General features: G+C 48.4%; 24 protein-coding genes and 3 tRNA genes. 4 read left to right on the plus strand and 23 right to left on the minus strand.

Features of this window, described 5'->3' with window-relative positions:
• Positions 1-365: 365 nt before the first annotated feature.
• The 15 genes from HHX48_RS05140 to aspS all read right to left on the minus strand — a co-directional run bounded on the left by HHX48_RS05140 (position 366) and on the right by aspS (position 10,822).
• A tRNA-Lys gene (locus tag HHX48_RS05140) sits at positions 366-441 on the minus strand.
• Positions 442-493: 52 nt separating this feature from the next.
• Positions 494-569: transfer RNA gene (locus HHX48_RS05145), tRNA-Lys, on the minus strand.
• Positions 570-607: 38 nt separating this feature from the next.
• Positions 608-683, minus strand: a tRNA-Lys gene (locus HHX48_RS05150).
• A gap of 272 nt (positions 684-955) precedes the next feature.
• On the minus strand, positions 956-1,765 hold the full coding sequence (gene ybgF, locus HHX48_RS05155) for a tol-pal system protein YbgF (protein ID WP_191022874.1): 810 nt from the start codon (positions 1,763-1,765) through the stop codon (positions 956-958).
• Positions 1,765-2,331: a peptidoglycan-associated lipoprotein Pal gene (gene pal / locus HHX48_RS05160; RefSeq protein WP_191022876.1), complete on the minus strand. Its 567-nt coding sequence runs from the start codon at positions 2,329-2,331 to the stop codon at positions 1,765-1,767. Before pal ends, ybgF begins: the two co-directional genes overlap by 1 nt.
• A gap of 42 nt (positions 2,332-2,373) precedes the next feature.
• Positions 2,374-3,690 carry a Tol-Pal system beta propeller repeat protein TolB gene (gene tolB / locus HHX48_RS05165; protein ID WP_191023663.1) on the minus strand — a complete coding sequence of 439 codons (1,317 nt, stop codon included), beginning with the start codon at positions 3,688-3,690 and terminating at the stop codon, positions 2,374-2,376.
• Positions 3,691-3,704: 14 nt separating this feature from the next.
• Positions 3,705-4,532 (minus strand): cell envelope integrity protein TolA, encoded by an 828-nt coding sequence (gene tolA, locus HHX48_RS05170; RefSeq protein ID WP_191022878.1) that lies wholly within the window; start codon positions 4,530-4,532, stop codon positions 3,705-3,707.
• 4 nt (positions 4,533-4,536) lie between these two features.
• The gene (gene tolR, locus HHX48_RS05175) at positions 4,537-4,959 is read right to left on the minus strand and encodes a protein TolR (RefSeq protein WP_191022880.1); all 423 of its coding nucleotides are present in this window, start codon (positions 4,957-4,959) and stop codon (positions 4,537-4,539) included.
• A 27-nt stretch (positions 4,960-4,986) separates the two neighbouring features.
• Positions 4,987-5,676 carry a protein TolQ gene (gene tolQ / locus HHX48_RS05180; RefSeq protein ID WP_191022882.1) on the minus strand — a complete coding sequence of 230 codons (690 nt, stop codon included), beginning with the start codon at positions 5,674-5,676 and terminating at the stop codon, positions 4,987-4,989.
• Positions 5,666-6,064: a tol-pal system-associated acyl-CoA thioesterase gene (ybgC, locus tag HHX48_RS05185; RefSeq protein ID WP_191022884.1), complete on the minus strand. Its 399-nt coding sequence runs from the start codon at positions 6,062-6,064 to the stop codon at positions 5,666-5,668. Before ybgC ends, tolQ begins: the two co-directional genes overlap by 11 nt.
• 378 nt (positions 6,065-6,442) lie before the next feature.
• Complete coding sequence (gene ruvB, locus HHX48_RS05190; RefSeq protein WP_191022886.1) at positions 6,443-7,453, minus strand: Holliday junction branch migration DNA helicase RuvB; 1,011 nt, start codon at positions 7,451-7,453, stop codon at positions 6,443-6,445.
• A gap of 13 nt (positions 7,454-7,466) precedes the next feature.
• Positions 7,467-8,087, minus strand: a complete 621-nt coding sequence (ruvA, locus tag HHX48_RS05195) for a Holliday junction branch migration protein RuvA (RefSeq protein WP_191022888.1) — start codon at positions 8,085-8,087, stop codon at positions 7,467-7,469.
• A gap of 12 nt (positions 8,088-8,099) precedes the next feature.
• Entirely contained in the window at positions 8,100-8,618 is a 519-nt protein-coding gene (gene ruvC / locus HHX48_RS05200; RefSeq protein ID WP_191022889.1) for a crossover junction endodeoxyribonuclease RuvC, read from the minus strand.
• Positions 8,618-9,058: a dihydroneopterin triphosphate diphosphatase gene (gene nudB / locus HHX48_RS05205; RefSeq protein ID WP_191022891.1), complete on the minus strand. Its 441-nt coding sequence runs from the start codon at positions 9,056-9,058 to the stop codon at positions 8,618-8,620. Before nudB ends, ruvC begins: the two co-directional genes overlap by 1 nt.
• Positions 9,059-10,822, minus strand: coding sequence for an aspartate--tRNA ligase (gene aspS, locus HHX48_RS05210; RefSeq protein WP_191022894.1), 1,764 nt, complete (start codon positions 10,820-10,822; stop codon positions 9,059-9,061).
• Positions 10,823-10,988: 166 nt separating this feature from the next.
• Here aspS and HHX48_RS05215 point away from each other — a divergent pair, with 166 nt between their 5' ends.
• Complete coding sequence (locus HHX48_RS05215; RefSeq protein ID WP_191022896.1) at positions 10,989-11,882, plus strand: DUF72 domain-containing protein; 894 nt, start codon at positions 10,989-10,991, stop codon at positions 11,880-11,882.
• Here the strand turns inward: HHX48_RS05215 and HHX48_RS05220 are convergent.
• The 8 genes from HHX48_RS05220 to HHX48_RS05255 all read right to left on the minus strand — a co-directional run bounded on the left by HHX48_RS05220 (position 11,874) and on the right by HHX48_RS05255 (position 20,412).
• Complete coding sequence (locus HHX48_RS05220) at positions 11,874-13,226, minus strand: sigma 54-interacting transcriptional regulator (RefSeq protein ID WP_191022898.1); 1,353 nt, start codon at positions 13,224-13,226, stop codon at positions 11,874-11,876. The two genes, HHX48_RS05215 and HHX48_RS05220, sit on opposite strands and share 9 nt — an antisense overlap.
• On the minus strand, positions 13,223-13,813 hold the full coding sequence (locus tag HHX48_RS05225; protein WP_191022900.1) for a hypothetical protein: 591 nt from the start codon (positions 13,811-13,813) through the stop codon (positions 13,223-13,225). Before HHX48_RS05225 ends, HHX48_RS05220 begins: the two co-directional genes overlap by 4 nt.
• The gene (locus HHX48_RS05230; protein ID WP_191022902.1) at positions 13,813-15,210 is read right to left on the minus strand and encodes a sensor histidine kinase; all 1,398 of its coding nucleotides are present in this window, start codon (positions 15,208-15,210) and stop codon (positions 13,813-13,815) included. Before HHX48_RS05230 ends, HHX48_RS05225 begins: the two co-directional genes overlap by 1 nt.
• Positions 15,211-15,309: 99 nt before the next feature.
• The gene (locus HHX48_RS05235; RefSeq protein ID WP_139756818.1) at positions 15,310-15,573 is read right to left on the minus strand and encodes an EF-hand domain-containing protein; all 264 of its coding nucleotides are present in this window, start codon (positions 15,571-15,573) and stop codon (positions 15,310-15,312) included.
• Positions 15,574-15,781: 208 nt separating this feature from the next.
• Positions 15,782-17,875: a putative bifunctional diguanylate cyclase/phosphodiesterase gene (locus HHX48_RS05240; protein WP_191022904.1), complete on the minus strand. Its 2,094-nt coding sequence runs from the start codon at positions 17,873-17,875 to the stop codon at positions 15,782-15,784.
• A 56-nt stretch (positions 17,876-17,931) separates the two neighbouring features.
• On the minus strand, positions 17,932-18,372 hold the full coding sequence (locus HHX48_RS05245) for a tellurite resistance TerB family protein (protein WP_191022906.1): 441 nt from the start codon (positions 18,370-18,372) through the stop codon (positions 17,932-17,934).
• A gap of 69 nt (positions 18,373-18,441) precedes the next feature.
• Positions 18,442-20,100: a fused response regulator/phosphatase gene (locus HHX48_RS05250; protein ID WP_191022908.1), complete on the minus strand. Its 1,659-nt coding sequence runs from the start codon at positions 20,098-20,100 to the stop codon at positions 18,442-18,444.
• A gap of 6 nt (positions 20,101-20,106) precedes the next feature.
• Positions 20,107-20,412 carry an STAS domain-containing protein gene (locus tag HHX48_RS05255; RefSeq protein WP_191022910.1) on the minus strand — a complete coding sequence of 102 codons (306 nt, stop codon included), beginning with the start codon at positions 20,410-20,412 and terminating at the stop codon, positions 20,107-20,109.
• A gap of 144 nt (positions 20,413-20,556) precedes the next feature.
• Between HHX48_RS05255 and yciH the strand changes: the two genes are divergently transcribed.
• The 3 genes from yciH to pheA all read left to right on the plus strand — a co-directional run bounded on the left by yciH (position 20,557) and on the right by pheA (position 23,173).
• Positions 20,557-20,883 (plus strand): stress response translation initiation inhibitor YciH, encoded by a 327-nt coding sequence (yciH, locus tag HHX48_RS05260; RefSeq protein WP_191022911.1) that lies wholly within the window; start codon positions 20,557-20,559, stop codon positions 20,881-20,883.
• A 59-nt stretch (positions 20,884-20,942) separates the two neighbouring features.
• Positions 20,943-21,743: a response regulator gene (locus HHX48_RS05265; RefSeq protein WP_191023665.1), complete on the plus strand. Its 801-nt coding sequence runs from the start codon at positions 20,943-20,945 to the stop codon at positions 21,741-21,743.
• Between the two features lie 248 nt (positions 21,744-21,991).
• Positions 21,992-23,173 carry a prephenate dehydratase gene (pheA, locus tag HHX48_RS05270; protein WP_191022913.1) on the plus strand — a complete coding sequence of 394 codons (1,182 nt, stop codon included), beginning with the start codon at positions 21,992-21,994 and terminating at the stop codon, positions 23,171-23,173.
• Positions 23,174-23,183 lie beyond the last annotated feature (10 nt).

Genomic DNA, 23,183 nt, shown 5'->3' on the forward strand with positions numbered 1-23,183 from the left:
ACAGAGAAGATTGATTGAAATGGTGGGTCGTGCTGGATGATTCGCCTGTTTCACAGGCTCACCCTGCGGGCCGTGCTAAAGCACGTTCACCCTCGCGTTGCTCGGGATGTCGAACCGCTTCGCTTACTTCTAATCCTGCGCGAGCTAAGAAAATCTTTTTGAGATAATTTGGAACAGAGAAGATTGATTGAAATGGTGGGTCGTGCTGGATGATTCGCCTGTTTCACAGGCTCACCCTGCGGGCCGTGCTGAAGCACGTTCACCCTCGCGGTGCTCGGGATGTCGAACCGCTTCGCTGATTCTAATCCTGTGCGAGCTAAGAAAATCTTTTTGAGATAATTTGGAACAGAGAAGATTGATTGAAATGGTGGGTCGTGCTGGATTCGAACCAGCGACCAATTGATTAAAAGTCAACTGCTCTACCAACTGAGCTAACGACCCATTTCAATATGGATATGTCACACTGCGGTGATAACCATGGTAACGCTGCGAGTGGTGGGTCGTGCTGGATTCGAACCAGCGACCAATTGATTAAAAGTCAACTGCTCTACCAACTGAGCTAACGACCCTTCGCATTGTTTAGAAAGTTTCGCCACCATCTAAAAGATGGTGGGTCGTGCTGGATTCGAACCAGCGACCAATTGATTAAAAGTCAACTGCTCTACCAACTGAGCTAACGACCCGTCACTTTCTGGTTGTTGCCTGTCTGTGGCAACGGCGGCATATAATACTTATTTCCTGATGGGGTGCAACCCTAAATGTCGTTTTATTTGCTTTTTTTAGCAAAAATAACATCAAGTGGTCAAAACTACATCAATACTATCAATAATTAGCCGCAAAGCCTCATAACTACTGATTATCAAGGCCTGCTAATATTAAACGAAATTAAAAAATTTAAGCGCGTCATTGCACATTAAAATTAAGAAAGTCTCTGGTAAATGAGACTTTCTTAATCTTATAAACTATCTAACTTCGACTCAGCCAAACGTTTCGCAGAAGAGTTAGGATAGTCAGAAATAACACGATTAAAGTAATCTCTGGCGGTTCCGTCATCACCCTGACGCTGCGCAATAACCCCCAGCTTCACCATTGCCTCGGCACGCTTGCTGGATTTGGTATATCGCTCTACAACCTGGCTGAACTGCTCTTCTGCCTGAGCCCATTCACGCTTGTTAAACAGTAACTGCCCTAACCAATAGTGGGCGTTTGCTGAATACTGGCTATTGGGATAATCGTCAATGAAAGAACGAAAAGCAGGAATGGCTTTGTCGTACTCTCTGGATTTCAGGATCAGATTCACGGCATTGTCGTACGCTTCATCTTCACTCATCGATGGCTGAGAAGCATTGTCAGATGAGGACGAAGAGCTGTTTGACGAGCCGGAAGACGACGAGGTGCTGCTGTTGCCATTACTACCTTGCTGGCCGGTAGACTGTTTCAGCGCTTCAACACGCTTATCAATTTCCAGATACAGTTCACGCTGGCGTTCAAGAACTTTCTCAAGCTGATTCGTGTGAACCTCAACGGATCCACGAAGCTGATCTATCTCACCCTGCATGGTATCGATTTGCTGCTGTAATCGATGCTGCATCTCGGTGCGGCTATCCACCATTCTCTCAAGAACAGTGATTCGCTTTTCCAGCTCTGCCGTGCCTGAATTATTAACATCATAAACAGGTGCCTGAGCCATCGCTGTTGCAGAAACAACGAAAGCGGTGCCACAGACACCGCTTAAAAGCGCTTTACTAAGCAAGGAAAGGCGCATTACTGATAAACGACCACGCCACGACGGTTTTGTGCCATCGCGTACTCAGTTGAGCCCATCACAGCCGGCTTTTCTTCACCGTAAGATACAGTCGATAACTGATCACTGCTTACACCTGCGTTCATCAGGTACGTTTCAACGGCTTGTGCACGGCGCTCGCCCAGCGCAATGTTGTACTCTGGCGTACCGCGGCTGTCTGTATGACCTTCAATAACCACTTCCTGGTCAGGATTCTGAACCAAAAACTCAGCGTGCTTGTCCAGAATTTCACGGAATTCAGACTTGATCGTGGCACGGTCAAAGTCGAAGTAAACCGTTTGTTCTTCTTTCAGTGCTTCAAGTTGTTCCTGAACCATTTCTTCCTGGCGCTGCATACGTTGCGCAGCTTCGGCCTGTACACGTTGCTCTTCAGCTTCACGTGCCTGACGTTCAGCTTCAGCTTGTTCCTGGGCTACACGGTTACGCTCTGCGGCAAGCTCTTCTTCGCTCGGTCCGGATGAACAAGCCATCATAGTCACCACTGGTAAGGCGATAACGAAGCTTCTCATTACTTTATTAAGTTGCATCCTCTTAATTCCTTATCGTTTTTTTATAATTAATCTATTTCGTTAAAACAAAAATGGTGACCAACTCGGCGACTTAACCTGGCCGTCTGAGGCTGGTAACCTTGCCTTAAAGCGACCGTCCAACGACACTAAGGATAATACCTGCGTACCATTGTGCAAGGTGCTATAAATTATCATGCTTCCGTTAGGCGCGATACTGGGCGATTCGTCCAGATACGTTCTTGTAAGCACTTGGATAGAGCCGTCCTCTAGCCCCTGACGTGCAATGCGATAGTCCCCTTTGGTCTGATTGACCAAAACCATCTCTTTACCATCAGGCGTAATTGTCGCCCCTAAGTTCTGTTCTCCATCAAATGTCTGACGTCTAACTTTACCTGTACCTAAATTTACGCGATAAATCTGAGGTTTACCACCCCGTTCAGAGCTAAATATTAAGCTCTTTCCATCGGGTGTCCAGGAAGGTTCAGTATCAATCGCACGGTTGCGGGTAATTCGGCGCAGCTCTTTGGAAGCAATATCCATGACATAAACTTCCGGATTACCATCTTTTGATAAAACCATCGCCAGTTTTTTACCATCGGGAGAGAATACCGGTGCGCCATTGATACCAGGAAAATCCGTCATGCGCTCACGCTTCATGGTGTAGATATCCTGAATGAAAATTTGCGGACGCTTATTTTCAAAACTTACATAAGTCAGCTTTTCACCATCTGGTGACCACGACGGCGACATCAGTGGCTCGGGTGAAGACAACAGACGGGTTTCATTCTCGCCGTCATAATCTGAGATAACTAACTGGTAAGGCAGCTTGTTCGTTTTACGATCTTTAACTACCACATAAGCAATGCGCGTAAGAAATGCACCACGCTGGCCGGTCAGTTCTTCATACACCACATCGGAAATGCGATGCGCATACTGACGAAAGTCCGATGCATTAATAACAGCTTCGCGTTTAACAATGACGTGATCGTTACCGCGCTTGCCGCCTGTCGCCTGACCTCTGAGTACATCAATGAGTTCATAGCTAACTTTATAACGGTTACCGCCCTGCTGCTCGATGCTACCCACAAGCAATGTATCAATGCCTTTTCCTGCCCAGCCGGAATAACTCACGTCACTGGCGGTGGAAGGATACTGAGGCATTTCATCAGGCGCCATGGGGTTAAACTTACCGCTTCGCATTAAATCGGCACGAACCACTGATGCCAGTTCCCCAGGAAGCTCACCGTTGCCTTTCCAGCTAAAGGGTACTACGCCGATGGGACGGGCGTTATCCACACCTTCGGTAATTACAATTTCCAGTGAGGCATTGGCACCCGTGGTGACAAGCACCAGTGCCGCAGCCAACCATAATCGCATTGTCTTTTTAATCACTACAGTTCCACCGTTAAATTTATATCTTTAAGTTCCTGATACACATCTGGTTCATCAGACATGGGTAATTTGTCAGGCCGTCTCACCGCAGCTTCCGCCGCCCGACACAAAGCAGGATCACCACTTAATGTCTGAACCTGAGTAACAAAGCCCGTCGTTGCCAGACGAATATTCAGCCTGCACTGCTTTCCTTCATAGGCTGAGTCATTGTACAGATTCCTTACAATGGTCTGCTGAATCATCACCTTGTACCGATCCGTTTCAGAAAGCACCTGCTGGCGACGGCGTTGACGCTGTGCAGCCTGTTCTGCTTCACGTTGCTCACGCTCCAGCCTTTCCTGCTCTGCCTTTTCCTGCGCTTGCTTACGTTTGCGCTCGGCTTCAGCGCGCTCACGCGCTTCCCTTTCCTTTCTCTCTTTGGCTTTTTGGACCGCTAAACGTTCCAACTCTTTCTGTCGTTTGGCTTCTTCCGCTTTTTTTTGCTCTGCAGCCTTGGCAGCGCGCTCAGCGTTGATGCGTCGCTGGCGCTCAGCTTCTGCTCGCCGCGCGGCCTCTGCAGCATCCCGCTTGCGCTGTGCTTCCGCCTCTGCCTGGGCCTGGGCCTCTGCTTCGGCTTTTTGCTTGTCAGCAATAGCCTGCGCATCAATAAAGGTCGCTTTAATCACAGGTTGACTGGGCGCAGGTGAAGGCAATGGCTCTGGCGAAAAACTGACGCTGATAAGCAACACTGCAGCAATCGCAGCGTGGATCCCAAGTGACTTATACAGCGCTGTTTTATCGTCAGGCCAGCGCGCCTTGTTGAAAAATGAAGGTCTTTTTTTTGGCATGCTGTCAGGACTCAACCGGATCAGTCATTAGACCCACCGAAGGCACACCCGCGTTTTGCAGCAACACCATCAGTTCTATCACTTTATCGTAAGCAACTTTACCATCACCTTTAACAACCACCGGGGTGTTAGGTGTTTGTTTCAATTGTTCCTGCACAATTGCTGCCAATTCATCACCCGCGATGGGACTTTCCTGCGCATCGCCGACATTAAGATAAAACTTACCTTCGACATCCACTGACGCAATCAATGGTGGCACATCTTCCTGCTCGATGGGCTGGGCGCTCGCTTTCGGTAAATCAACTTTTACACCCTGCGATATCAATGGTGCGGTCACCATGAAGATGATTAGCAAAACCAGCATGACATCAATGTAAGGCACCACATTGATTTCAGACACCGGCCGGCGGCGTTTGCGTATATACATGCTTAACTCCTGGATGAATAATGGTTATCAGCTGGCTTGCTGATGCTGAGCCGCAACCGCCTGGCGATGCAGAATGGCCGAAAACTCTTCCATAAAGTTGCCGTAATTATTCTCCATTTTTTCAACCTTGTTGCTGAACCGGTTATAGGCAATAACCGCCGGAATCGCGGCGAACAGACCAATCGCCGTTGCAATCAGCGCCTCTGCAATACCCGGCGCGACCATTGCCAATGTTGCCTGCTGAACTTCACCCAGTGCAATAAAGGCATTCATGATCCCCCAGACGGTGCCAAACAGACCAATATAGGGGCTAATGGAACCGGCTGTTGCAAGAAAAGGAAGATGGTTTTCAAGGCCTTCAACTTCGCGGGACATTCTTACCCGCATGGCCCGGTACGTCCCATCAACAATTCCGTTAACCGCAGTATTGCCTTTGCGAAGACGAACAAACTCTTTAAAGCCGGCACAAAATATTGCAGACATCCCCGTCAGATTCGAACGGGCTGAAAGCTCCTGATAAAGTCGGTTTAAATCCGCACCAGACCAAAACTTATCCTCAAACTGGCGCATTTCGCTCTGCGCTGCTTTGAGAGCTTTTGTCCGCTGGAATATAAATGTCCAGGAAGCCACCGAAACGCCCATAAGTAACAACATAACCAGCTGAACAACAAAGCTGGCTTGTAAAAATAAACCAATAAAGGTTAAATCAGATTCCACGCGATAAATCCCCTAATAATGTGCGTGGTATTTTTCTGGCTCTCATTTTGACCTGATCCACGCACGCTACCCTAATATCAGCGTCAACCAGCAGGTCACCGCTTTCATTTTTTATTTTCTGGTGAAACACCAGACTAGCGCCTTTCAATTCTACAATCTGCGTATTAATACTCAACAACTGATTAAAACGGGCAGGCGCATAGTTATTCATTTCGACCTTTTTGACGACAAAAGCCACGGATTGTTCCAGTAACACGTCCTGGTCATAGCCCAGCTCACGCAACCACTCAGTGCGAGCGCGCTCGAAAAACTTCAGATAATTCGCATAATAGACGATTCCACCTGCATCCGTATCTTCGTAATACACCCTCACTGACCAAATGTGCATAGTTATTCTTTCCAACCAAATAAAATTAATAGCTAGCAGTTACAAAAAAGCGATAAAGCGCCTTAAAAACAGCCAGACCAACAAGCCCGGAGCCCAACATTCTGTAGACATTTAATGAGAATAACAAGAATTTATAACAGACAGTTAACAGATTAAAAATTCTAATCTGAAAAAATAATTTTCCTCAGTTGAGGGAATTCAAATCTCGCTTATAATGCGCGTCATCTGTCACACAGACATCACGGCAAACAGCCTGATGGTTGAGTTTTTCTCCTGTTAGACATGAGTTCCCTGGAATTATTTCCTTCAACACTTGTTGTTTTGGCCCGTTCATTTGAGCGGGCTTTTTTTATGCCTGAAATAAATTACAAAAAGCGCCTATCGTGGCGCTTCTATGGGAAAACCAAAGTGCAAAAACGCCCGCTGCTGAACAATTCTGCCTCGCGGTGTGCGTTGCAAAAAACCTTGCTGAATCAAAAAAGGCTCAATGACATCCTCAATGGTTTCTTTTTCTTCGCCAATAGCCGCAGCCAGGTTATCCAGCCCCACCGGCCCGCCATCGAATTTTTCAATGATGGCAAGCAGTAGCTTTCTATCCATGTAGTCAAAGCCTTCTTTGTCCACATCTAACATATCAAGTGCTGCAGCCGCGATATCGGCAGTCACGCTTCCATCAGCCTTGATTTGCGCAAAGTCTCGTACCCGACGCAATAAGCGATTTGCAATGCGCGGCGTACCCCGGGAGCGACGCGCGACTTCCAATGCACCGCCTTCATCCATCTCCAGATTAAGATAATGCGCGCTGCGACTGATGATAGTGGTCAAATCCTTCACCGAATAAAATTCCAGCCGCTGCACAATGCCGAACCTGTCGCGCAGGGGGGATGTCAGCGATCCGGCGCGCGTGGTTGCGCCAATAAGTGTAAAGGGGGGAAGATCAAGTTTAATTGAACGCGCTGCAGGGCCTTCACCAATCATAATATCCAACTGATAGTCTTCCATCGCCGGATACAAAATCTCTTCGACTACTGGACTTAAGCGATGAATCTCATCAATGAACAACACATCGTTGCGTTCCAGGTTAGTCAGCAGCGCCGCCAAATCACCGGCCTTTTCCAGTACCGGTCCGGAAGTGGTCTTTATGCTCACATCCATCTCGTTGGCCACAATGTTAGCCAACGTCGTTTTACCTAATCCGGGAGGACCAAAAATTAATAAGTGGTCGAGCGCATCGTCACGGTTTCTCGCCGCCTGGATGAAAATTTCCATCTGCTCGCGAACGTGGGGCTGGCCGGTGTAATCATTCAGCAGTTTTGGCCGGATGGCGCGGTCGATGACATCTTCATCAGCACTGGCTGTGGCGTCTATTAAGCGATCAGCTTCAATCATTAGATAATCCTGTTTACAATGCCGCTTTTAAGGCTTCACGAATGACCGTTTCGCTGTCCATATCGTCCTGGTAAACCCCTGCAACCATCTTGCTTGCCTGTGCCGGTTTATATCCCAGCGAGACCAGCGCGCTGGCCGCTTCTTCCCTGACATCATTTACCGGTACCCTTGCCTGTCCGGGCGATTCATCCATGGGTAAGGTGGGCAACGACATATCCTGCGCTTTGCCAAATTTTGCCAGACGATCTTTAAGTTCTACCACTAAGCGCTCTGCCGTCTTTTTTCCGATACCCGGCATTGCCACCAGCGCGCTGACATCTTCATGTTGTACTGCACTTAAAAATTGACTGGCTGACATGCCTGATAAAATTGTCAGCCCCAGTTTTGGGCCCACGCCATTAGCTTTGATAAGCTCACGGAACAATCCGCGCTCCATTTTATCCGCAAAACCAAACAACAACTGAGCATCCTCTCTGACCACAAAATGGGTATAGACAGTGACTTGCTCGCCGGCGGCGGGAAGCTGATAAAAGCTGGTCATCGGCATCTGTATTTCGTAACCCATGCCCGCTACATCGACCACAATTTCAGGAGGTTGTTTTTCGAGTAACTTACCGCGGATCTGACCTATCATACTGCTTACCTCTTACCGGAGCCGGCCGCGGACCGTTTTACGGGCCTGCCCCGCCAGCTTGACTAAACTCTGTTCTGAATGTGCATGGCATAATGCCACTGCCAGCGCATCAGCTGCATCTGCCTGCGGTGTACCGGGCAAATCCAGCAAATGTCTGACCATATGTTGTACTTGCGTCTTTTCAGCGCTTCCCTTGCCCACCACAGCCTGCTTGATCTGGCGCGCTGAGTACTCTGCCACCGGCAAGCTTGCCTGGGTTGCTGCCACAATCGCAGCCCCCCGGGCCTGACCCAGCTTTAATGCCGAATCCGGATTTCGCGCCATGAACACTTGCTCAATGGCAAATTGCTGTGGTTGGTACTGGCGGATAATCTCGCTGACGCTGGTATAGATTTGCGCCAGACGCTCAGGCAACTGTTCGGCCTTAAGCCTGATGCAACCACTGCCAACATAGACTAGCTTACCCTGCTTGCGGGCAATCAACCCATAACCAGTAATACGGGAACCTGGATCTATACCCAGTATTATCATTATTTTGCTTCCGGTACAAATGTCTCAACAGCTTCAACATTTGTTTGCGACCACAGTCGCGACAAAGCTTCTGCTTTTGAAAGCCATTCGTACGCTGAATGTTCAGTGAGAATTAATGTCGTATCGCTGTCTACCTGAGCAGTAAACACATGCTCCCGGTTGTAGCGTGTGCCTGGCGGATAGCGGTGCAGCCACTTTTCACGAATCTTAAATATATTGGTGGTTTGCTGATCCACGATAGCCTGATTGTCAGGGTGTAATTGTAACCCGGTTTCCTCAGCCACCTCTCGATATGCGGTTTGTAGCGGCGTCTCACCGGCCTCGATAGTGCCGGTGACCGATTGCCAGAATTCAGCATCATCGTTACGTTGCATAACAAGCACGCGGTGCTGCAAATCGTACAGCACCACCAATACTGACTCAGGTCGCTTCAACGACATTTAATCAGTGCTTTTTTTCACTACATCAATGGCAAGGTCGGCCAGTTGCTGTGGGTTAGCCGGACTTGGCGCATCCGTTAACGGGCAGGCCGCGGTCGTGGTTTTCGGGAAAGCCATTACATCACGAATTGATGTAGCGCCGGTCATCAGCATAACCAGACGATCAAGACCAAAGGCCAGACCGGCATGAGGTGGCGCGCCAAATTGCAGCGCTTCTAACAGGAAGCCAAATTTATTTTTCGCTTCTTCTTCGTCTATACCTAATACCGTAAAGACCGCCTGTTGCATCTGCTGATCGTGAATACGCACCGAGCCACCGCCTAACTCAACGCCATTAAGCACCATATCATAGGCATCTGACAGTGCATCAGAGGGATTATCAATCAGTCCCTGCGCATCTACGCCACGTGGCGCGGTGAACGGGTGATGCAATGCATGCATCTGACCGTCGGCTTCTTCAAACATGGGGAAGTCAACCACCCACAATGGCTTCCAGTCGCCTTCCAGCAGATCGAAATCTTCGCCCAGCTTAAGACGCAACGCGCCCATCGCTTCGGTTACAACGGTTGTGCTGTCAGCACCAAATAACAAAATATCGCCCTGCGCTGCGCCGGTACGCGCGATGATCGCATCGGTGATATCTTCGCTCAGGAACTTCAGGATTGGCGATTGCAACCCTTCCTGACCCTGTGCCATTTCATTGATTTTTATCCACGCCAGACCTTTAGCACCATAAATACCGGCAAACTTGGTGTACTCGTCAATCTGTTTACGTGACATGCTGGCGCCGCCAGGCACACGGATAACAGCCACGCGCCCTTTATCATCGTTGGCCGGGCCGCTGAAGACCTTAAACTCGACGGTTTTAAGCAAATCTGCCACATCCACCAGCTCAAGCGGGTTACGCAGGTCCGGCTTATCACTGCCGTAACGCTGCATCGCTTCTGCGTAAGTCATACGCGGGAAGTCACCCAAATCAACATCTAACATTTTCATAAACAAATCGCGGATCATGCCTTCTGTGATTTGCATCACGCCGTCGGCGTCCAGAAAGGTGGTTTCCAAATCGATTTGGGTAAATTCTGGCTGACGGTCTGCTCGTAAGTCTTCATCACGAAAACATTTAACGATTTGATAATAGCGGTCCATGCCTGACATCATCAGCAATTGCTTGAACAGCTGAGGAGACTGAGGCAGCGCAAAAAACTCACCTTTATGCGTACGGCTAGGCACCAGATAGTCACGTGCACCTTCCGGTGTGGCTTTGGTAAGAATCGGTGTTTCAATATCCAAAAACCCATCATCTTCAAGATAACGGCGCACGGCAGCTGTTACCTGCGCCCGGAACTTCAGACGCTGGCTCATCAGCGGGCGACGCAAATCCAGATAGCGATAACGCAGACGCTGTTCTTCAGAGTTTTCCTGATTCCAGTCCAGCGGCAATACAGACGATTTACTGAATATTTCCAGACCGGTACCCAGAATCTCGATAGCGCCAGTGCGCATTCCATCGTTGACCTGTCCTTCGGGACGAGCACGAACCTTACCGGTCAGTTTTACGCAAAATTCGCTGCGCAGCTTGTTAGCTTCTTCAAGTACTTCAGGTAAATCCGGGTCAAAGACTACCTGAACAATACCTTCACGATCGCGCAGATCGATAAAAATCAGGCCGCCTAAATCGCGGCGCTTATTCACCCACCCGCAAAGAGTGACTTCTTGTCCTACATAAGATGAATCGATATTCCCACAGTAATCTGTGCGCATGGTCGCTGACCCCTGGTTGTTTTACTAAGCTGTGCCACGAGAATTTGCTAATTTACCCCGGTATTACCTGCTAAAAACGGCAATTTGTTAAAAAAGCTATCGGGCAATCAGTTGCTGTATGTCAAAATAAGGCCGCATAGTATAAACAAATGCGATTTAAAGCCCAATGAGAAATCAACATTTCCCTGACCGCGATTTGCCGGCGCCGCTTTATCTGGGCTTACCGATATGGCAGCACCCAAGCTGGCCAGGTCTGTGGTTGCCCCCGACGCAGGCGCGAACCAATGCACTGAACGCGTATGCGGGGCACTTTAGCAGTGTGGAGGGCAACAGCACCTTTTATGCCCTGCCAGACAGTATGACCTGCCAGCGCTGGTATGAAAGCGTGCCGGCAACGTTCAGGTTCACGTTTAAGCTTAATCAACAGGTCAGTCATGCTGACAATATTCTGCTTAATGCAGACATTCTCGGCGCTCAGCTTTCGTCGTTAGCGCATTTAAAAGAAAAACTGGGGCCACTGATGCTGCAGTTGCCTGCCCGTTTTTCTCCTGAACGCCTTCCTGAGCTGGTGCAATTCATCGCAAAATGGCCAAAAGATTATTGTCTGGCGGTAGAAGTCCGTCACCCGGCATTTTTTGAAAAAGGACACGCCGAGAAATCGTTAAATAACCTGTTAAAAGAACACGAAGTGAATCGGGTGATGATGGATACCCGTGCCCTGTTCAGGGGACAAGTATCGTCCGAGGCTATGTTAGATGCACGGGAAAAGAAACCGCGCCTCCCCCTGCATGTCTGGGCAAGTGGCCACCAGCCGGTCATCCGGTTTGTTGGCCATGACGATAATGAGATAAACAAACAGTGTTTATTGCCCTGGGTGGACAAATGTCATGCGTGGCGAATGGCGGGAATATCACCGTTTTTATTTTTACATAGGGCGGATAACAAAGATGCGCCATGGTTGGCGCATCTGTTTACTGATTTGTATAACAAGCAATATCCTGAACAGGCATTACCGGCCATCCGGTTATCCGAACAACCTGATCAGCAGGCATTATTCTGAAGCGTTTCTGAAATCACCAGCATCAAGCTCGTGTTTTTTCATCAACTTGTGCATATCAGTGCGGTTTCTGCCGGCCAGTTCAGCTGCTCGTGTTACGTTACCGTCAGTCATTTTCAGCAGCTTGTACAAATATTGCTGCTCAAAGGCATCCCTGGCTTCAGTTAGGGTTGGCCAGCTTTGTTTTGTAGCTGACAGCGCCTGCTCCACCAAATGCAATGGAATCACCGGCGTTTGAGTCAGTGCCACACACTGCTCTACCACGTTAACTAACTGTCTGACGTTGCCGGGCCAGTCTGATTTGACCAGGTGCTGCATGGCGTCGTCTGAAAACTGCGTAACATTAACGCCGTGGCGCTGACCACTTTGCTGTAATAAGGTTCTGGCCAGCAGCGGAATATCTTCGCTGCGCTCTTTCAAAGACGGCAGCTTCAGATTGACCACATTCAGTCGGTAGTACAAATCTTCGCGGAACGTGCCCTCTTCCATCTCTTTATGCAAATCTTTATGCGTTGCTGAGATAATGCGCACGTCGATATCCACGTGTTTGCTGCTACCAACCGGACGAATCTGACGCTCCTGTAACGCACGCAGTAATTTAACCTGCAAGGTCATCGGCATATCACCAATTTCGTCCAGAAACAGTGTGCCACCATTGGCTTCCCTGAACAGACCCGGCGCAGCCTGTACTGCACCGGTGAAAGCGCCTTTGGCATGACCGAACAATTCTGATTCAAGCAGATTCTCAGGTAATGCACCACAGTTAATAGCCACAAAAGGCATATCAGAACGATTGCTGGCACGATGAATGGCATTTGCCAGCAGCTCTTTACCGGTACCACTGGCACCGCTTATCAGTACGCTAACCTCGCGCTGTGCAATCCGGTATGCCTGATCAAGTACATTGGTCATTTCCGGTGCACGGGTAACAATATCCTGACACCACTCGCCCGGCTGCGCCGCCTGAGACTGGCTTAACGCCTTATTAAGCAAATTGCGCAATTCATCATGATCAACAGGCTTTGGCAGGAATCCAAAAACGCCACGCTGCGTTGCTGCAACAGCATCAGAGATAGTGCCGTGAGCGGTCATCAAAATCACAGGGATATCTTTACGTATCCCCATAATTTCCTCAAACAGGCTTAATCCGTCCAGCCCCGGCATTCTTAAGTCGCTAAGTACAACATCGTACTCTTCACTGCGAATCTTTTTTAATGCTGCCTGTCCGTCTTCAACGGCCGTTACGCGAAATCCTTCTCCTTCAAGACGGATTGTCAGCAGGCGCAATAAACTCTTATCATCATCCACCAACAACAACTGCGGATTTGCTTTTACGGATTCACTCACTGCTGGTTACCTCTGTTTTTATCCATCAATGTCGCTTCTACTTCTAATAATTCTTCAAGTTTTTTGCGCTGAGCCTCTAGCTCTTCTTTAAGCGCTTCGCTGGACTGCGCCTGCTCTGCATTTACTTTATTCAGCACAACCAGGGCTGATTCTAACTCCAGCATTTCATTGTTCGGCGCAATCACCATGGTTTCTACCAGCGGGGCAATATTGCTTTGCAGTTTTGGTTTTAAAATATTCAACCAATGCTGCGCACGGAGTCTGTCCTGATAAGGCGTATCTACCGGTAACGACAGCAGGATCTTCTTGAGCAAATCAGAGGTGCTATCCCCTAAATTCGCGATGGCCTGCTTGCGGTCAGGCCAGCTTGTTTTATCGGCGCTGAGCCATATTCCGGCCCAGTGTAAAAAATCACACTGATGCGCAAACTCTTCCTGATCTGGCGACACCAAACAAAAGTCATCACTATCATCAATAACAACGACAGGCTGCGGCTTATTTTGTTCAGGAGGAGCCGGCTCGGATTGTTCTAATCCCGCACACCCACTCAGTACTGCTATGAAAGGCAGTAAAATCAATTTTTTCATTATTGTTTTACCTCACGCGGGATAGTCACTCTAAAACACACATCAGCATCTTCAACATCCACAACAGACACGTCGCCATGCATTAGTTTTGCACAATCTGAAACAATGGATAATCCCAATCCTGTTCCAATGACATTGTCATTACGCGGATCATCGCCTCGGGTAAAGGGCTCAAACAAGCGTTTGACCGCATCCGGTGCAATCCGTTTCCCCCTATTTGCCACGTCCAATACGGTATTGCCATCCCTTTGATAAATAGACAAGTTTATTGGACGTCCTACCGCGCCATGGGCCACGGCATTAGAAATCAGGTTATCCAGAATCCGGCGATATAACTCTTCATCCACCACGATGCTACTGGTGCGAATATCCACCGTTACTTCACGATCCTGTAACGCAAGGGCGTAGTCTTCAAGACAGTCTTTTACCATTTGATTGGGATCGACGTCGGTGAAGGTTGGCTGCGCCTGTTGCAGCAAAAGATTATAATCTAAAAGTTTCTCAACCAGTGTATTTAATCGTTGAGTACTGGATGTCAGGAGAGAAAGCACCTCTACCTGCTGGGTATTCAGTTCTCCCACGACATTTTCTGACAATAAGCTGCAGCCCTCTTTGATACTGGCAAGGGGCGTCTTCAACTCGTGCGCGGCATGTCTTAGCAATGCGGTACGTATGTGTTCCAGTTGCTGAAGACGGTCAGATAACCAGTGCAGATCTTTTTCCACGCCGATAAGCTCAGAGGGTGCATGGGTGGAGAGCGGCGGCAGTTCACCCTGCTGACGGGCCAGCATGCGGATAATCAATTTAAGCTTTTTGACCGGATTAACAATCAGCTGACTGCCCAGCAAAATAAGTAATAGCGAAACGCTGACCAACATGGCGGTAGACCAGGCCTGTTTTGCCTGCATGGCATTCAGATCTTCTTGCTGGATGGCAAGGCGCTGTTGGATTGCCGTGTCCACATCCTGACGCATTGCTGACACGTTATTACTCAATGAATTGAGATACGCACTGAGCAGCATCGTATCATCGATGTTCCGGAAGGTTTTAAGCTGGGTGATGTCTTTTTTAAGGGTGGTGCAGGTGCTGCTTTGCGGTAGTGCTTCACAGATAGCTTTTAATGCATCTATAAACTGCACGATCGCATTGTCGCTGAGCTCAGCCACCGTTTCGTTTTGTATGATGGCGTACTGGCGAAGCGCGCGTTCTAAATCAATAGACGCTTCATCAAGTTGCTGCATCAGGCCGACAACATTAACTACATAACGGGTCTCCACACTCGTCATTTGCCCGACCTTGGCCAAATCGTTCTGACTTTGCCAAAGTAACGCAATGAGAGGGACCAGTGCCAGTACAAAGCTGGCCAGTGTTAATTGTCGTAAAGAACCGAGTCGCACTGCTTACTCTCTGATAGTAAATCGGCCATTGAGAATGGCACACCCCAGAATTGCGAGCAAGTCAGACGAATACTTCGTTGCTTCATAATCCTTTGAAAATTAAGACTGTGTAGTCACTTTCGCAACATACTCGCCTTCAGCTAATTCTTCTTCGCTTAACTTACCGTCGCGGTTATTATCCATTGCACCAAACCGGCGTAAAAGCGCTGTGTCGCTTACCGCTTCTTTCAATGATACCTGACCGTCCTTATCAACATCTAAGCGGGCGATGGTTTCGTTTTGCGCGTGTGCATTGGCTATTGCGATGGATTGTACCGCAATTGCAGTCAAAAGTATTAGTAAAAGCTTTTCTACACGTTTCATGTGTCCTCCTGATTTAGCAGTGCCCGGCTGGCGTCGGCATATTGCTAAAGTTGCTAACTCGATAATCAGAGTGTATCGGGTAACTTTTTTCAAAAGACTTTCAGCAGTAACTATGCCAGTTAAAAAAACAGGCTATTTATCATAATTTTACTTTGTATTAACCAGATATTACCGGCATTGGTGTTGCAAATAGCGAACACCTTCGCCGCTAGTTTGAAACGTGGCGGGAGGCTGAATCAGTGAACGAGAATCGCGCAGGCAGATTAGCCACCTCCTCCAGGGGGATGGGCTTACTAAACAGATACCCCTGTACATGGTCACAGCCATGTTCAAGCAGATATTCCCACTGACTGACATGCTCAATACCTTCAGCACAAATGGTCAGGGACAAACGCTTAGCCAAATCAATAATGGAGTTGGTAACCAGACGACTTCGATCGGAAGTGCCTAATTCACGCACAAACTGCCGGTCAATTTTCAACGTATCGATAGAAATCTGGGTAAGATAACTTAAAGAGGAATAGCCGGTACCAAAGTCATCAAGCGCGATCGCGCAGCCCATATTACTCAACCGACGGAAAAACTTATTGGCAAACGCAAAGTTCTCCAGGTATGCGGACTCAGTTACTTCAAACTCGATATATTCAGGGTTAACCTGCTGCTGCGTAAAGATACTGTAGATAAGATCGAACAGTCCTGAATGGCGTAGGTCATGGCCTGACAAATTCACTGCCACGCGGAATTTGTCTTCAAAAACAGACTGCAACAGTGGCAGCTCTATACTGACCCGCTCAATTACCCAGCGGGTGATTGCCGATATTTTACCGCTTTGCTCGGCGATAGGAATGAACTCTGCCGGATTGATCATTCCAAATTCCGGGTGCTGCCAGCGTATCAGCGCCTCAAAGCCCACAAGTTTGCCGTCACGTGCCACTTTTGGCTGATAGTAAAGGACAAACTCATCCTGAGAAATACCCTGATCGATACTGTTTGCAATAGACAGTTTACGCTTGTGCGACTCAACCATTTCGTGCGTGAAGATAGTATAGATCCCCCGCCCTTTTGCTTTTGAACGATACATCGCTAAGTCTGCATTGCTCATCAGCTGACTGAGCTCAAAATTAGCATCTGACGCTTTTGCGATGCCAATACTCACGCCAACGGTTAGCGCAAGACCACGAAAATGAAAGGGTTCAGCAAAGGCGTCAATGACCCGGGTTGCCAGATTTTTTAGACTAAGCTCCGTAACATCACGATCCGGTACGATAATAAACTCATCGCCCCCCAGTCGCGCAACCAGGTCTCCGTCACGCAGCATGGTCGTGACTCGGTCAGCCACATCAATCAGAATCAGATCGCCGATTTCATGGCCCAGCGAATCATTAATCCCTTTAAAGCCATCCAAATCAAAAAACAGCAGTGCGATATCTTTTTCCAGACGGCGGGAGCGAGCCAGTTCAAGCCGCAGGTTATCCATCACAAACTGGCGGTTTGGTAAACCTGTCAGGCTGTCAAAATTTGCCAGCCGCGTCATGGTCTGTTGCTGTTCCACTAACGTCTGATTTTGCTCCTGGTTTATAGTCAGCTCGGCTTCAATCGCATCCAGCAGCGTATTGACATGAAAAGCCAGCTGCCCGACTTCATTTGCAGAGCTTGTATCGAAACGCTGCGTATAATCTTTGGTAAAACTCAGCTGGTGCGTAAATGCCGACAGACGACTTAATGGTGACAACCACCGGTTTAGTAAAAAGAGTGTGATAGCTATCGTCAGTAACGTGGCTACGATGACAAATGGTAAGACATGCAGAAGCAGCGTCTGCCAGCTGTCACTGACAGGGGTTTCCACATCATTGATAATGACCACATAGCCCAGCGGCACACCATTGTCAGAAATGCGATTAATCGCAATCAGTTCATCGCCCACCCGGTAGCTGCCAGAGGGTTGTGTCAGCAGCCTGTCAAACTGACGTTCTTTCGCCAAATTGAATATTGATGAGGAAAGTGCTGGCTGCGAATAGATCAGTCCGCGTGCATTGTCATAGACTCTCGCCCCCAGAATATGCTGGTAGGACGCCAGATTAGTCAGTTCCTTTTTAATACGATCTTTATCGGGGCGGCGTTTAAGTAACTCTGGGGTGAGATCTATGGCCAGATTCGCGGTCAGCGCGTTAAGATCCTTTTTAACTGACGCTGTATAAAGTTTTTCATGTTCGATAACCGTCAGCCACATTACCAGCGCCGAGGTGATCAGCACCGCGCTGACCAGTAAAATGGCAATGGGCGTTTTTATAGTTCTTAGCACTGTTACAACTGCCTTGTTCCCACATGCTCTTTGACCTGCCCTGCCAATGGCGAGGGTTAAGAATCAGTGACTGAGAGCTTCGTTTTAATAAACTGACTATGGGGGATATAAAGTAAATCTGCAATCCGGCGGATAGTATGTTCTTCCATAGGTGCCAGAGACTTATCCGCGTACGCAATCTCCCACAGACTGGTTAAGATAACCTTTTTCTTATCATTATCACACCTTTCGTTGATCACTTGCGTGAACTGCACCAAGTCAACGGCTTCCTCGGCCGTTTGCTCACCTTCATCCAACAGACTTTCCAGTGTTGGTTTATCCAGAGAAAACTGGCGTTGCAGAATATCGCGGTAAGCCTGCTTTTCTCTTTCATCGGTATTATTGTCAGCGCGGATAACCTCACTAAGCAACGCAGCAGTCGCTAGCTCTACTGAAAAGCTCTGATCCTGTTCATCGTCACTGGAGCGTTTAAAAAGTTCAACTACAGATTTTAACATTCACTGATTCCTATCTTTGGCTATGCTACCTTTTTACGACACCTGGCCATAAAGGTTTGTTCAGCCACCTTATTCATTCAGTGCAAGGGTAGCCTTAATTGTGGTGCCATTATCAAAAAGCGCTACGTGCTCACATAAATGATGAATCAGGGACAGTCCCCTGCCATGTGCCATGTCCGGCCCTGCTGACTGTGACAGTGAATCTGTATGAAAACCCGCGCCTGAGTCACTGACGGTAATTATCAGCGACTCCCCCGTGTCAGAAACCTGTGCATCGACCGTGATTTCGCCGGCATTCAGAACGGCCAGTCGGCTGGCGCGCAACTGGTAGTAACGGGAAAACCCCGACGCCGTACTTTTAAGTGATGAATCCAGATTTAAAAGCCCATGTTCAAGTGCATTATTAAGAAGCTCGGAGAGTACGGTGAACAGTTTACTCTTTACGCGCTTCAAACTTTCCTGAGCGCATAGTAAATCCGTAAGTTCCGATACCAGTTCCGGTCTTTTCAACTGAGCAGGTTGCAATCGTGTAGAAAGCCTGAAGGGAATAGTGGTAATGGGCGATACCGCGTGATGACTTAACGCCTGACAGCGAAAGTACATTACCGTCATATCGTCGGCCTGTGTATCGGAATGACGATACTGTAATGCTGCATGGTAAATGTCGGTTGCCCCCACATTCGCTTTGGCAAAAAAGGATTCAACACCCTGTTCGCCCAGCATCTGACCATCTTCGCCCGTCACTTCCACCAGCCCGTCAGTAAACATCAGCAGTTCATCGCCTAAAGCGCATTGTACGGTAATGCATTTGCTCTCAAACTCATCGTCGTCAAGCACCCCCAGCGCCATATGCGCAGAGTCGTAATATGTCATCCTGGCTGAGGTCGCAGATTTTACCAACACGGCCGGCATGCCCCCTTGCCATAAACGATGACAGGTTCCGGCGGCATCAACGTGGCCGATAATGGCAGCAAAAAACATATCTGCTGGTAGCAAATCCAGTAAAATTCGATTGAGCGTTTTTGCTATTTGCTCTACGGCCAGCCCCTGCTGGGTCAATGTGTTGAACGTGCGGGAGACAGGCAATACACCTATGGCCGATGCCAGACCGTGGCCGGTGAAATCGCCTATCAGATAATAGGCGCCGCCATCGGGACTCATGGTATGCAAACAGACATCACCGCAAAATTGCGCAGCGGGCGATGCGCTGACATCGAAATGCTGTTCAAGCTGCTGACTGCGCCGCACCACATTGTTAAAAATGTGCTCCACTATTGTATGTTCACGATCTATCGTCAGCTGATGCTGACGAAGCCGTTGATTTTGCTTTTCAATATGCTGACCGAGGTGGCGGATCCGGGTATGGGCGCTTATCTTGGCCGCCAGAACCAGCTTATCAAAGGGTTTTGAGACAAAATCATCGCCCCCCACATTCAGACAGCGTACCAGGGCGGCCTTATCTTCCAGCGATGTAATAAAGATAATGGGTAAATACTGTTCAGGTGATAGTGCTTTTATCTGTGGGGCCACATCATAGCCGCTGATGTCCGGCATGATGACATCGAGCAGAACCAGATCGGGTTTTTCAGACTGACAGGCGGCAATAGCAGAGGTCCCGTCAACGGCTTCAATGCAATTATGATAACCCTCTTGCTCCAGCATGTGCCTGAGCAAAAACCGGTTCAGGGCGTCGTCATCTACGATGAGAATTTTGATGCTGGACGACATAATGGTTCAGCTGATCGTAAACTTTTTATCAAACCGGGAAATTTGTAAAATGCGGGCTACCTGCGGGCGACAGTGGGTGATTTTGAATTCGATATTCCGGTGACTCAGGCTTTTCTGCATATTCAATAACATGCCTAATGCTGAACTATCCATATACTCAGTTTTAGCCAGATTTACCTCTACAATATTCACCTGCTCGGGTATCGTTTGATAGGCTAGCTTGAAATCCTGCACTTTTGCAAAATCAAATTTTTCATCCATGGCAATGATGAGACGTTCGTTTTTATCAACGGTTTCGGTAACTAACGACATACCTGTTCTCCTGCTAGGCCGTAACCATTCATGGTATTCGGCGCGATGCAGATAAATATAGTCAGCAGATGCGCACAGCGCTATTAATTTTTCATGCTTTTTCTACCATAATGTAGAGCAATTTTTAATTAGCCGGAAAATTCTATGAGTGACTCTAATCTGGTTTACAGCACAGACTCGGGCCGGATAAAGCAATCCGACAATACGCAGGCGCCGCGATCAGTGTCAAAAGATGGCATAGTGAGAATCAGCCGTGAAACAAAAGGTCGAAAAGGCAAAGGCGTCTCTATCGTTTCCGGGTTAGATATGGATGCCAAAGCGCTAAAAACACTGTGTACCGAACTTAAGAAAAAGTGCGGGTGTGGCGGCGCAGTTAAAGACGGTACCATTGAAGTTCAGACCGATGATCGTGAAAAGCTCAAAAGTCTGCTGCAAGCCAAAAATTATACCGTTAAACTTGCTGGCGGCTAACTCTGCCCTTTGCTGCACCGCAGGTGCAAAATAACAAAAATCAAAAGTGAGATATGTCGATGGAAAAGCTGTCTATTCAGGATCTTCACATCGTGCTGGTCGAACCCTCAGATACCCAGCGCAAGATTATCACCACCCTACTCCTGAAAGAAAAAGTAAAGGAAATAGATGCTGTCAGTACGCTGGCCGAAGCGAAGGCGGCGATTAAAGCCCACGGTGCAGACCTGATTGTCAGTGCCATGTATTTTGAGGACGGTACAGCCATAGAGCTCCTGACGTTCATTAAAGAACATGCCGAGCACGCGGCTATCCCGTTCATGTTGATATCCAGTGAAAACCGCCTCAGTAAACTTGAGGAGCTTAAACAGGCGGGTGTGGCTGCGATCCTTCCCAAGCCATTTGAACCATTGCACCTGTCTCGTGCACTGAACGCCAGCCTTGATTTGATTAACCATGACGAGCTCGATTTGGATTTCTTTGATGTTCGCGAAGTTCGCGTGCTCTTGGTCGATGATAGCCGCCTGGCCAGAAATCACATCCGCCGGGTATTAGAAGGCATGGGCCTGGAAAAAATCAAAGAAGCAGAAAACGGCGCGATGGCGCTAACACTGATAAAGGATGAGTCATTTGATTTGGTGGTGACCGATTACAATATGCCTGAAATGGACGGCAGAGAGTTATCGGAGTTTATCCGCTTCAATCCTGATACTGCACATATCCCGATTATCATGGTGACATCTGAATCTGCGGATAGCGCGCACATGGCAAACATTCAACAAACCGGGGTTAACGCGTTATGCGATAAACCGTTTGAGCCGACAGAAGTAAGGGCGATGCTGGCAGCCCTACTGGGTGAATAACAGACAGCACTCAGATCCTGTTACCACATAAATATCAAAGCCGCTATGAACAGCGGCTTTTTTGTCTGCACACCCTGTAAAAATGAGTTGACAGAAACGGTTTACCCTCATAGAGTCAGGCTATGAACCTAATACATCACGCTCGCGCATCGTTTTTTGCTTTTATCACCTTCACCTGAGGGAGGCGATGCCGCGCGTAAAAACCTCCCGCCGGGAGGTTTTTTTTTGGCTACACCGGAGAGTACCCCATGACTGTACCTGCACTTGATGAATTACGCACACGGATAACTGACCTGGATAGTGAGTTGCTGACTTTACTCGCTGAGCGTCGTGCTTTGACCAATGAGGTGGCAGAAACAAAAATCTCACATCAAATTCCGGTACGGGATATTAAGCGTGAGGAGCAATTACTGATTCGACTGATTAAACATGGTCAGGAGAAAGGGCTGGATGCACATTACGTCACGCAGGTTTTTCACGTCATCATTGAAGACTCAGTGTTAAATCAGCAGGCAATGTTAGCCGAGCGTGCCAATCCTGGCAGCGCCTTACCGTTAAATCGTGTGGCGTTTTTAGGTGACCGGGGCTCCTACTCTTATCTTGCTACGCAAAAGTACTTTTCCCGCCGTCCCGGGGAGTTACTGGAAATCGGCTGCCAGAGTTTCAGTGAAATCGTGCAAAAGGTTGAACACGCGGAGGCTGACTACGCGGTTCTGCCCATCGAAAACACCACCTCCGGCAGTATTAATGAAGTGTATGACCAGCTGCAACATACAGAGCTCAGCATTATCGGCGAACTGACACACCCCATTCGTCACGCCTTACTGGTTGCCACGTCCACCTCGCTGGACAAGATAAAAACCTTGTATGCGCACCCGCAGGTATTCACACAGTGCAGCCACTTTTTAGCTGAACTGGGGAACGTTGAGGTAAAAACTATCGACAGTACCTCGTCGGCCATGCTGAAAGTCAGTGAATTGCAACGTGATGATGTTGCCGCTATCGGCAGCGAAGCCGGCGGTAATCTCTATGGGCTGTCAGCCATTAAGTCAAACCTTGCCAATCAAAAAGAAAATCACAGCCGTTTTATTGTGGTCGCGCGTCAGGCAGTGAATGTGCCTTTGCAGGTGCCGGCTAAAACCACCCTGGTAATGTCTACCATTCAAAAGCCCGGTTCACTGGTGGAAGCGTTGATGGTGCTCAAAAATAATGAAATAAACATGACGAAACTGGAGTCACGCCCTATGCCGGGCAACCCGTGGGAAGAAATGTTTTACATTGATGTTGAGGGCAATACCGCAGACGGCCCATTGCAGCAGGCCATTGATGAGCTGAAAAAGATTACGCGGTATCTTAAAGTGTTAGGCTGTTATCCTTCAGAGGAAATCAGCCCAACAAAGGTCGCTGCGGCAAGTGCGTTATCTGAATAAAAAAGCAAGC

The sequence above is a fragment of the Salinimonas profundi genome, assembly GCF_014750655.1.
Classification (GTDB): Bacteria; Pseudomonadota; Gammaproteobacteria; order Enterobacterales; family Alteromonadaceae; genus Alteromonas; species Alteromonas profundi_A.

Coding starts and splice junctions, on each gene's coding strand:
- HHX48_RS05225 (WP_191022900.1), bottom strand. CDS start 13,813: ATGAAAAAATTGATTTTACTGCCTTTCATAGCAGTACTGAGTGGGTGT.
- pal (WP_191022876.1), bottom strand. CDS start 2,331: ATGCAACTTAATAAAGTAATGAGAAGCTTCGTTATCGCCTTACCAGTG.
- yciH (WP_191022911.1), top strand. CDS start 20,557: ATGAGTGACTCTAATCTGGTTTACAGCACAGACTCGGGCCGGATAAAG.
- ruvA (WP_191022888.1), bottom strand. CDS start 8,087: ATGATAGGTCAGATCCGCGGTAAGTTACTCGAAAAACAACCTCCTGAA.
- nudB (WP_191022891.1), bottom strand. CDS start 9,058: ATGTCGTTGAAGCGACCTGAGTCAGTATTGGTGGTGCTGTACGATTTG.
- ybgC (WP_191022884.1), bottom strand. CDS start 6,064: ATGCACATTTGGTCAGTGAGGGTGTATTACGAAGATACGGATGCAGGT.
- HHX48_RS05245 (WP_191022906.1), bottom strand. CDS start 18,372: ATGTTAAAATCTGTAGTTGAACTTTTTAAACGCTCCAGTGACGATGAA.
- ruvB (WP_191022886.1), bottom strand. CDS start 7,453: ATGATTGAAGCTGATCGCTTAATAGACGCCACAGCCAGTGCTGATGAA.
- HHX48_RS05215 (WP_191022896.1), top strand. CDS start 10,989: ATGAGAAATCAACATTTCCCTGACCGCGATTTGCCGGCGCCGCTTTAT.
- pheA (WP_191022913.1), top strand. CDS start 21,992: ATGACTGTACCTGCACTTGATGAATTACGCACACGGATAACTGACCTG.
- HHX48_RS05235 (WP_139756818.1), bottom strand. CDS start 15,573: ATGAAACGTGTAGAAAAGCTTTTACTAATACTTTTGACTGCAATTGCG.
- tolB (WP_191023663.1), bottom strand. CDS start 3,690: ATGCGATTATGGTTGGCTGCGGCACTGGTGCTTGTCACCACGGGTGCC.
- HHX48_RS05255 (WP_191022910.1), bottom strand. CDS start 20,412: ATGTCGTTAGTTACCGAAACCGTTGATAAAAACGAACGTCTCATCATT.
- tolR (WP_191022880.1), bottom strand. CDS start 4,959: ATGTATATACGCAAACGCCGCCGGCCGGTGTCTGAAATCAATGTGGTG.
- ybgF (WP_191022874.1), bottom strand. CDS start 1,765: ATGCGCCTTTCCTTGCTTAGTAAAGCGCTTTTAAGCGGTGTCTGTGGC.
- aspS (WP_191022894.1), bottom strand. CDS start 10,822: ATGCGCACAGATTACTGTGGGAATATCGATTCATCTTATGTAGGACAA.
- ruvC (WP_191022889.1), bottom strand. CDS start 8,618: ATGATAATACTGGGTATAGATCCAGGTTCCCGTATTACTGGTTATGGG.
- tolA (WP_191022878.1), bottom strand. CDS start 4,532: ATGCCAAAAAAAAGACCTTCATTTTTCAACAAGGCGCGCTGGCCTGAC.
- HHX48_RS05265 (WP_191023665.1), top strand. CDS start 20,943: ATGGAAAAGCTGTCTATTCAGGATCTTCACATCGTGCTGGTCGAACCC.
- HHX48_RS05250 (WP_191022908.1), bottom strand. CDS start 20,100: ATGTCGTCCAGCATCAAAATTCTCATCGTAGATGACGACGCCCTGAAC.